This window comes from Bacillus sp. T-10(2022) (assembly GCF_056502895.1).
This window is the reverse complement of the sequence record NZ_CP113518.1, coordinates 1-10000: the sequence shown is the minus strand read 5'-3', so window position 1 is coordinate 10000 and position 10000 is coordinate 1. Positions and strand designations below refer to the sequence as shown.

Annotated in this window: 8 protein-coding genes (1 of these 8 cut by a window edge); all 8 read right to left on the bottom strand. The window is 40.7% G+C overall.

Annotation, left to right across the window (positions count from 1 at the left end; all coding sequences use genetic code 11):
* Window positions 1–335: the 5' portion of an HD-GYP domain-containing protein gene (locus OSJ91_RS00040; protein WP_350302985.1), read on the bottom strand. 733 nt of this gene lie to the left of the window's left edge; only the first 335 of its 1068 coding nucleotides appear in the window; it begins with the start codon at window positions 333–335; its stop codon lies off the left edge, out of view.
* 488 nt (window positions 336–823) lie between these two features.
* Window positions 824–3376, bottom strand: a complete 2553-nt coding sequence (gene gyrA, locus OSJ91_RS00035) for a DNA gyrase subunit A (protein ID WP_350300822.1) — start codon at window positions 3374–3376, stop codon at window positions 824–826.
* Between the two features lie 96 nt (window positions 3377–3472).
* Complete coding sequence (gene gyrB, locus OSJ91_RS00030) at window positions 3473–5398, bottom strand: DNA topoisomerase (ATP-hydrolyzing) subunit B (RefSeq protein ID WP_350302984.1); 1926 nt, start codon at window positions 5396–5398, stop codon at window positions 3473–3475.
* 74 nt (window positions 5399–5472) lie between these two features.
* Window positions 5473–5736, bottom strand: coding sequence for an extracellular matrix regulator RemB (gene remB, locus OSJ91_RS00025; protein WP_350300821.1), 264 nt, complete (start codon window positions 5734–5736; stop codon window positions 5473–5475).
* A gap of 12 nt (window positions 5737–5748) precedes the next feature.
* Window positions 5749–6867, bottom strand: coding sequence for a DNA replication/repair protein RecF (gene recF, locus OSJ91_RS00020; protein WP_048687943.1), 1119 nt, complete (start codon window positions 6865–6867; stop codon window positions 5749–5751).
* 21 nt (window positions 6868–6888) lie between these two features.
* Window positions 6889–7101 (bottom strand): S4 domain-containing protein YaaA, encoded by a 213-nt coding sequence (gene yaaA / locus OSJ91_RS00015; RefSeq protein ID WP_034316192.1) that lies wholly within the window; start codon window positions 7099–7101, stop codon window positions 6889–6891.
* Window positions 7102–7321: 220 nt separating this feature from the next.
* Window positions 7322–8458 carry a DNA polymerase III subunit beta gene (dnaN, locus tag OSJ91_RS00010; protein ID WP_101223982.1) on the bottom strand — a complete coding sequence of 379 codons (1137 nt, stop codon included), beginning with the start codon at window positions 8456–8458 and terminating at the stop codon, window positions 7322–7324.
* Window positions 8459–8650: 192 nt separating this feature from the next.
* On the bottom strand, window positions 8651–10000 hold the full coding sequence (gene dnaA / locus OSJ91_RS00005; RefSeq protein WP_057914144.1) for a chromosomal replication initiator protein DnaA: 1350 nt from the start codon (window positions 9998–10000) through the stop codon (window positions 8651–8653).

The following is a 10000-nucleotide window of genomic DNA, read 5'->3' as shown; positions in this document are numbered from 1 at the left end:
ATCATGATTAAACGAATCATCGCCACCTCAACTTTACTGCCCGCCTGCCAATTTTTAAACAATCGTTTATATGTTTGTACTGACTTAAGATACAAATCCGTAAAATCCGATGACTCTTCCAGCTCATCCAATTCTGGATCTATCACTTCTTTCGGCAGAAATTTCTTTCCATCAATCAAAGTTTTTTCAACGCTTACCTCTGTTATTAAAAAGGCTTGCAATGCCTCAATCAATCGCGTGGTCAATATTGTTTTTTCATGCATTATGGGGCGGTTCGAAAGACCTCTAATTTCTTTCGAGAGGATGCAGCCTTCGATTAAATAGCGAGTTTTCACTAGCAAAACGTTTCACCTCGGTAGTATTAATGAGTATCATTTTACTTGAAAAACATGGTAAGAACTATCTTTATTATTATTAAATACCTAAAAAAAATCAATTTATTAGCAATCCTCTCCAAAATCCATAAGTCTTTTTACCCAAACCAAAACCACTCTTGATTTCATTTTGAAATCCAGCTAATGCGCAAAAAAAGGACCCAGCTTAATTGCTGGGTCTACAGTTTTTTTACGGTTTTTACAATTTGAGCGTTGCCTACAGGTACTCGCTTTCCCCGGGCGGTCCGCCCTCGGCGTTTGCGCCTGCAGGGTCTCCCTTGACTCGCTCCAATCAACTTTGTTTTAACTTTTGATAGAACCCTTTTGCCTAAAGTCTTCATTGTTTTAAAAATAGAATTAATAAAATTTTAACTTTAGGCTAAAATTCAAAGGGAATTTCAAAAGGGGTTCGGAATTTTAATTCCGAACCCCTTTTTTTATGGGAAAAATTATTCTTCCGTATCTTTTTCAGTTTCTTCATTTTCTTCAATTACAGTAGGTTCAGGATCAGAATCCGGATCTAGAGTCGTGACCGTTTCTATATCCAGGTCTTTTTCTTCTTCTTCTTCCCTTCCTACAATGGCAACCGTCGAAACATATTCATTATCTGCGGATTCGAGTCGGATGAGCTTAACACCCTGTGTATTACGGCCCGTTTTAGAAATGCCTTCGACTTCCATTCGGATCAATACACCAGCTGCTGTAATCAGCATTAAATCTTCATCTACACCCGTAACTGTTTTCACGGCTATAAGTTCACCATTTTTCTCAGTGACATTACATGTTTTTATTCCTTTTCCTCCACGGCTTTGAATACGGTATTCTTCCGCAGAGGTCCGTTTTCCATAACCGTTTTTCGTAACGATCAGGACTTCTTCATCATCTTCAAGAATTTCCATTCCGACAACTTCATCATTCGTCCCTAAGGAAATTCCTTTCACTCCCGCTGCAGTACGTCCCATTGTCCGTACATCCGTCTCAGGGAAACGGATCATCATCCCGGCTTTCGTTCCAATTATGATCTGTTTCTCTCCATTCGTAAGACGGACAGAAATCAATTCATCATCTTCACGTAAACCTAGGGCAATTAAACCATTATTACGGATATTTGCAAAAGATGACAAAGGTGTACGCTTCGATATTCCATGTCTGGTCGTGAAGAATAAATACCAATCGTCAGCAAATTCCTTCACCGGTATGATTGCATTGACCCACTCGCCTTTATCGACTTCCAACAAGTTGATAAGCGGCAATCCTTTTGCCGTCCTGCCATATTCAGGTATTTCATATCCTTTGGAACGATAGACTTTACCTTTGTTGGTGAAGAATAATAGAGTGTCATGAGTCGAAGTGGTTAACAAGTGACCGACAAAGTCATCTGTATTCGTGCCCATACCCTGTATTCCGCGACCCCCGCGTTTTTGACTGCGGTACGTGGTTGCAGGCAAGCGTTTAATATAACCGTTATGCGTAAGTGTCACGATTATATTTTCCTCTGGGATTAAATCTTCATCTTCCAGGCTTTCAAAGCCGGCTAATGTGATTTCAGTTCTCCGTTTATCATCAAAACGTTCTTTAATTTCAAGAAGCTCTTCACGAATAATTTCAAGAACCTTTTCCTCATCAGCAAGAATCGCTTTATATTCTGCAATAATAGCCATTAATGCCTGATATTCATCTTCGATTTTTTCACGTTCCAGACCTGTCAAGCGCTGTAAACGCATATCCAGGATAGCTTGCGCCTGTTTTTCGGAAAGTGAGAATTGTGTCATTAAACCTTCACGGGCAATGTCTGTCGTTTGGGAACTTCGAATCAACGTAATGACTGCGTCCAAATTATCAAGTGCAATGCGCAAACCTTCTAAAATATGGGCACGGGCCTCCGCTTTCCGTAATTCAAACTCAGTCCTGCGCCGTATGACTACCTGCTGATGCTCCAAGTAGTAGTGCAGGCATTGTTTTAAATTCAGCACTTTTGGCTGACCGTCCACCAAAGCAAGCAGATTGATTCCGAAGGTGGTCTGCATCGCAGTATGCTTATACAGGTTGTTTAAAAGGACATTCGCGTTAACATCCTTTCTAAGCTCCATGACGATACGCATCCCATTGCGATCCGATTCATCCCGTAAGTCGGTAATGCCTTCGATTTTCTTATCTCGAGCAAGTTCTGCAATTTTTTCAATCAGTCTTGCTTTATTCACTTGATAAGGGATTTCCTTAACAAGGATTACCTGTTTACCATTCGGTTTCTCTTCAATCTCGACTTTCGCCCGTTGAATGATTGACCCTTTTCCGGTTTCATAGGCCTTTCTGATTCCGCTTCTCCCTAAAATCAAACCGGCTGTAGGAAAGTCCGGACCAGGTATATATTCCATCAACTCTGGAATTGTAATTTCAGGATTCTTGCTTAAAGCCAATACGCCGTCAATTACCTCACCTAATTGATGGGGCGGAATATTGGTTGCCATTCCTACCGCTATTCCTGATGAACCATTCACCAACAAGTTCGGGAAACGGGCAGGCATGACGGCTGGTTCTCTTTCTGAACCATCATAGTTATCCTGGAAGTTAACTGTATCTTTATTTAAATCCCGGAGTAACTCCATCGAGATTTTCGACATTCTCGCTTCGGTGTACCTCATTGCGGCAGCTTGGTCACCATCGACCGAACCGAAATTCCCATGACCATCTACAAGCATATAGCGATAGTTAAAAGGTTGCGCCATCCGTACCATCGTTTCATATACAGCCGAATCACCATGCGGGTGATACTTACCGATGACTTCCCCGACAATACGGGCTGATTTCTTAAATGGTTTATCCGAAGTCATTCCAAGATCGTTCATTGCATAAAGAATTCTTCGGTGTACCGGTTTCAAACCGTCCCTTACATCAGGCAAAGCCCTCGACACGATAACACTCATCGCATAATCCAAAAACGATGTCCGCATCTCGGTACTTATATTTATTTCTTTTACACCTGATCTTTCATTTTCTGACATGGAGCCAACCTCCTATTAAAAGCTTATACTCTCATTTAAATTTAACTGTTCGTGCACTATGTAAAGAACAGGATGTAAAAGCATCCTGTCAAAAAATCAGATATCAAGATTTTTTACATAAATTGCATTTTCTTCAATGAAGTTACGTCGCGGTTCGACCTTGTCGCCCATCAACATCTCGAAAGTTTCATCTGCCTCGGCAGCATCTTTCAAACTGACTTGAAGCAGCGTTCTCGTTTCAGGGTTCATGGTCGTTTCCCACAATTGCTCCGGATTCATTTCCCCCAGCCCTTTATAACGCTGCAGGTTAGGCTTGGGAGTACTTGGCAAACTGGCCATGATTTCTTCAAGCTGGCGGTCATTATAAGCATAATCCACTTTTTTCCCTTGCTGAATCTTGAAAAGTGGCGGCTGAGCAATATATATATATCCATACTCGATGATTTTTCGCATATACCGGTAGAAGAATGTCAACATCAGCGTTCTGATATGGGCACCATCCACATCCGCATCAGTCATGATAACAATTTTATGATATCTAGCTTTTTCGGTATTGAATTCATCACCAATGCCTGTTCCAAGCGCTGTGATGATCGTACCTATTTCTTCATTATGCAGGATTCTGTCCAATCGCGCTTTTTCAACATTAAGGATTTTGCCCCTTAGCGGCAAGATAGCTTGGAAATGACGGTCCCGCCCTTGTTTTGCCGAACCTCCCGCCGAGTTTCCTTCAACGATGTATAATTCGCTGATACTCGGGTCCTTAGAAGAACAATCTGCCAATTTACCTGGTAGATTGGATACTTCCAAAGCACTTTTCCTCCGAGTCAATTCACGTGCTTTCTTCGCTGCCAGGCGGGCTCTCGCTGCCATTTGCCCTTTATCTACAATTTTTCGGGCCACGGCAGGGTTTTCATATAAGAAGGCATCAAGTCGTTCCGAAAGAATGGAATCAGTAACCGTTCTTACCTCAGAGTTTCCGAGTTTGGTTTTCGTCTGACCTTCAAATTGCGGGTCAGGATGCTTAATCGAAATGATTGCCGTTAAACCTTCCCGGACATCTTCACCTGAGAAATTGGCATCCGCTTCTTTTAAAAGACCATTTTTCCGTGCATAATCATTGATGACACGGGTCAAAGCAGTCTTGAATCCTGATTCATGTGTACCGCCTTCATAGGTATGAATATTATTGGCAAAAGAAAAGACATTACTGATATAGCTGTCATTATATTGCAAAGCCAATTCAACGGAAATTCCATCTTTCTCGCCTTCCATGAAAATCGGTTCCTCATGCAATACCTCTTTAGAACGGTTCAAATGCTCAACATAAGATTTGATACCGCCCTCATAGTGGTAATCCCTGATTTTCTCTTCTTCTTCACGTTTATCTTCAATGATCAGCTTCAAGCCTTTATTCAGGAATGCAAGCTCACGGATTCGTGTGGCTAATGTATCGAAATCATATTCCAAGGTATCCGTGAAGATTTCACCATCAGGAATGAAGTGTACAGTCGTTCCGGTATGATCGGTTTCCCCGATGATTTTCAAATCTTCTTTTGGGATACCGCGGTTAAATTGCTGATAATGGATTTTACCTTCACGGTGAACGTAAACTTCCAATACCGTGGATAAGGCATTAACTACTGATGCCCCCACACCATGCAGACCGCCGGAGACCTTATAACCTCCGCCGCCAAATTTACCGCCCGCATGAAGGACCGTCATGATTACTTCTACAGCTGGGCGTCCCATTTTTTCATGGATCCCCACTGGGATTCCCCGACCATTATCGACTACTGTTATGCTATTGTCTTCTTCGATCGTCACTTTGATTTCCGTACAGAAACCAGCTAGTGCCTCATCAATACTATTATCGACAATTTCCCAAACAAGATGGTGAAGTCCTTTTGCAGAGGTAGTGCCGATATACATCCCCGGACGTTTACGAACTGCTTCTAAGCCTTCTAAAACCTGTATCTGATTCTCATCGTATGCCTGAGCTTGTACTTCTTTTTGTTCCATTGTCATACGTATCACCTACACTTTTCTTTTGGCATTATCAATTTTAAGGAGTAATTATAACGTTTAGCTACAATTCAAAGAATATCTATATCATCGATTAAGAGCGATGGCTGCAGTGAACGCTTTTTCAAAGTGGACGACGCAAGCGGTGAATAATATACCTGTTTTTCCGTCACTACAATCGATTTAACCGAGTTTTTTGCTAAATGGTAAGTTACATCAGACTTTTTCTCCAAAAATTCACTCATGATCGGAGAGGCCTGAAGCAGCTTCTTATCTAAAATGGCTATGACATCGTCCGTTTTCACAAGAATGTCTTCACCAATATGGAGATACATACATTCACCTCATCATTTAACCTTTTTTATACTTCCTTGACTAACATAAAAGGTGGACGCTTCTCTTAGGGTTTGATGATCGATTCCATCAACGGAGGGTGTCGTCACGAATGTTTGCACTTTCCCTTGTATTGTATTCAGTAAATGGGATTGACGGAAATCGTCAAGTTCCGATAACACATCATCCAATAATAAAATGGGATACTCGCCGATTTCTTCATGGATCAGCTCAATTTCGGCAAGTTTCAAAGACAGGGCTGTCGTACGCTGTTGTCCTTGTGAACCGTATGTCTGGACATCACGGTCATTCACAAAAAAAACCAGGTCGTCACGATGAGGACCTACCAGTGTTACACCCCGTTCAATTTCCCTTGTTTTTATTTTATCAAATTTTTCTGTGTATACTTCTATCATTTTCGTCAAATCCATAGATTCTGATACATCAAGCGACGGTTTATATTGGATTTTCAATACTTCTAGATTTCTGGAGATCCCCGAATGAATCGGCTCTGCCCATTGCTGGAGCTTTAAAAGAAACTCGTATCTTCTTTCGACAATTTTCGCTGCGTACTGAATAAATTGATCGGTCAGCACGTCAAGCATCGTCGTATCCGTTTGTTTCCGGGTCTGCAGAAGCTTTAAGTAATGATTTCTTTGTTGAAGTATTTTATGATATTGGCTCATATCATGAAGGTATACGGGAGAAACCTGGCCAATTTCCATATCTATAAAACGGCGTCTGACTAGAGGACTTCCCTTTACAAGGTTAAGGTCCTCAGGCGCAAACATGACCACATTCATATTTCCGACATATTGACTCAACTTTCTTTGTTCAATATGGTTGCACTTCGCCTTTTTCCCTTTTTTTGAAATGGTCAGCTCAAGTGGTATTGAGGTATTTCTCTTTCTAACTCTTCCTTCTATTTTAGCATACTCTTCATCCCAGCGAATAAGTTCTTTATCATTTGAGGTGCGATGAGATTTTGCCATTGCTAAAACAAAAATAGATTCCATGACGTTTGTTTTTCCTTGAGCATTTTCGCCGAGGATTACATTGACTTTATTCTCAAAAGTCAGATTCAATTCGGTATAGTTGCGGTAATTTTTCAAACTTATATTTTCAATATACATATTCCGCTCTTCCCTTATGTTTTAGCTTGTAATTGTGTAGGTGCCAAATCCAGGAATTTCTATTTTATCACCTGATCTTAATTTTCTTCCTCTTCTCACGTCTAATTCGCCATTAATGTAAACCTCGTATTCACTCAAGAACCATTTGGCCATTCCGCCGCTTTGGATTAAATCGGCCAATTTCAGGAATTGTCCAAGCGTAATATATTCAGTATTGATTTTTATGGAGTCCATTTCATGCTTCACTCATTTCTAAGTAGTCTTTAATATTTCATTTTACTAAATTAATCCCATTAAGACAAAGTATAGCTTTTTCAGTTCTTGTTTTTAGCGATTCAGCGTTCCGTACAGCATTTAAAAAACGCCAAAAACCTTTTGGAAACCTATGTTTAAATATAAAAAAATTAAAGACCTGCTATACAAGCCTTTAATTTTTTTGAAATATTATTTTAGCTTAGTAAGTTCTTACCGGGAGAATTAATTGCAGCATGGAATCATCATGTAGCGGACGAATGACAAACGGTCGCATTGCACCCGTGAAATTAATTTTTATATCGGAACCTTCCAATGCTTTTAGAGCATCCATTACAAATTTGGCACTGAATGAGATTTTCAGGTCTTCACCTTCAATGGCTTCTGCCTGTACCTCTTCAATTACTTTACCAATTTCAGGAGTATTGGAAGAGACTTCGATTATACGGCCTTCCAGGGTTGTCAATTTGACGACATTATTTCTTCCTTCTCTCGCCAATAAAGAAGCCCTGTCGATCGCTTGTAGAAAATCCTTGGTGTGAACAGTCACATCGGTTTTGCTATCTGATGGAATCAAGCGTGATGTATCAGGATAATTCCCTTCAAGCAGTCTTGAGAAGAATAATAAATTTTCAGCTTTGAAAAGTACTTGGTTTTCGGTAATGACGATTTCAATAAGTTCGTTTGTATCATCAAGGATTTTACTTAACTCATTCAGACTTTTACCTGGGATGACAACGCTATAGGTCCCGTTAATTTTGTTTTCTATTTTGGCTGTCCTCATTGCCAGCCTATGGCTATCTGTTGCAATACAGGTCAATTCGTCATCTTGAACCTTCAAGTTTACACCTGTTAAGATAGGGCGTGTTTCTGACGTGGACACTGCAAAGCCAGTTTGTCTGATAAGGGTCTTTAAAAGGTCCGTTGGAAGTTTGAAAATATTTTCTTCTTCAATGATCGGAAGATGTGGATATTCCTCAGGATCCAGTCCATTTAGATTAAATTCAGCTTTACCAGAGCGAATAATCGTTTGAAAGTTATTCTCCACTTCAATTTCTACAGTATCCATCGGCAGCTTTTTGACAATTTCACTGAAAAAACGGGCATTCAGGACAATACCGCCGCTGCTTTTAACTTCAACAATCTCATCTCCGTCAACCTCAGCCGGAATGAATGATTGGATGGAGATATCAGAATCACTTCCTGTTAGAGTAACACCTTCACTAGTAACGCTTATTTTTATCCCCGTTAGTATCGGAATCGTCGTCCTTGATGTGACTGCTTTCATTACTTCTTGGACACTATGAACTAATCGATCTCTTTGGATTATAAATCTCATGTTTCATCCTCCAATTTTTTATTGCCGAATAGGCATATTTATTAATAATTTTTATTAAAAAAGATAGTAGTAATAGTAGTAGGGCCTGTTGATATGTGGATAAGTCCACTCAACCTAAGGAAAAACAGTCTATCCACATGTGGACAGACTGTGTGTAAGTAGTCGTCAGTTATTCACATTATCCAGAATCCATTATACCCTCAGCTGGTCCTGAATTTCTTTAACCTGACGTTGTAGCTGGGTGTCCGTTTGCATGAGTTTGGAGATTTTTTCATGCGCATGGATAACGGTCGTATGATCGCGACCTCCAAATTCATCACCTATCTTGGGCAGGGATGAGTCCGTCAACTCCCTGGAAAGATACATGGCGATCTGTCTTGGAAATGCTACGGATTTAGTCCGTTTTTTCGCCTTGAAATCCTCAAGTTTGACACTATAATGTTCACCGACCGTCTTCTGGATTTCCAAGATGGTGATTATTTTAGGTTTTGAGCTAGGGATGATGTCTTTTAATGCTTCAGCTGCCAAATCAGCATTTATATCTTTATTAATCAATGAAGAATAAGCGACGACACGAATAAGTGCACCCTCAAGCTCACGAATATTGGAATCGATTTGGTTGGCGATATAGAGCATGACTTCGTTCGGGATATCAAGACCCTCAGCCTTTGCCTTTTTACGCAATATGGCAATCCGCGTTTCTAGATCAGGTGGCGTGATATCCGTGATCAAACCCCACTCAAACCTTGAACGGAGGCGATCCTCTAGTGTAGGTATCTCTTTTGGCGGGCGGTCACTCGAGATGACGATTTGTTTGCTTTCTTCATGCAACGCATTGAATGTATGGAAAAACTCTTCTTGAGTTTGTTCTTTTCCCGCAAGAAATTGAATATCATCAATTAATAAAACATCCACGCTTCGATACCTATCACGGAATTCCCCAGCTTTATTGTCCCGGATCGAGTTGATGAATTCATTCGTGAACTTTTCAGACGATAAATAAACGACCTTCGCATTCGGATTATGCTCTAGAACATAATGCCCGATTGCATGCATTAAATGAGTTTTTCCAAGGCCGACGCCCCCGTATATGAATAAGGGATTATAGGCTTTGGCCGGTGCTTCTGCGACAGCGAGAGACGCGGCATGGGCAAAACGATTGCCGGAGCCGATGACAAACGTATCGAATGTATTTTTCGCATTAAGCATATGCTGTGGAAATGCAGCATGCTCTTTATCCTGCTTTTTTATCTTTTTAGGCTGAACAGGAACGGTAAAATCATCATCTTCTTGATTGGGGGGAATGATGAATTTTGCTTCCAATTCCTCACCGGTAAGTTCAAACAATACATCGGAAATAAGATGGGAATAGCGTTCTTCAAGCCAATCCCTGGCAAATTCATTGGGAGCGGTGACTGTTAATGTATCACCTTGCAGTAAATAAGCCTTGGTTGATTTAAGCCAAGTCTCAAAGCTTGGTTTACTGATTTTTTTTTCGATTTTTCCGAGCGCCTGGTTCCAGAGGCTATCGATGTTATCCAA

What these genes read in the sequence shown, in the direction of transcription:
- gyrA (WP_350300822.1), bottom strand. Translation starts at nt 3,376, where the DNA reads ATGTCAGAAAATGAAAGATCAGGTGTAAAAGAAATAAATATAAGTACC.
- gyrB (WP_350302984.1), bottom strand. Translation starts at nt 5,398, where the DNA reads ATGGAACAAAAAGAAGTACAAGCTCAGGCATACGATGAGAATCAGATA.
- remB (WP_350300821.1), bottom strand. Translation starts at nt 5,736, where the DNA reads ATGTATCTCCATATTGGTGAAGACATTCTTGTGAAAACGGACGATGTC.
- recF (WP_048687943.1), bottom strand. Translation starts at nt 6,867, where the DNA reads ATGTATATTGAAAATATAAGTTTGAAAAATTACCGCAACTATACCGAA.
- yaaA (WP_034316192.1), bottom strand. Translation starts at nt 7,101, where the DNA reads ATGGACTCCATAAAAATCAATACTGAATATATTACGCTTGGACAATTC.
- dnaN (WP_101223982.1), bottom strand. Translation starts at nt 8,458, where the DNA reads ATGAGATTTATAATCCAAAGAGATCGATTAGTTCATAGTGTCCAAGAA.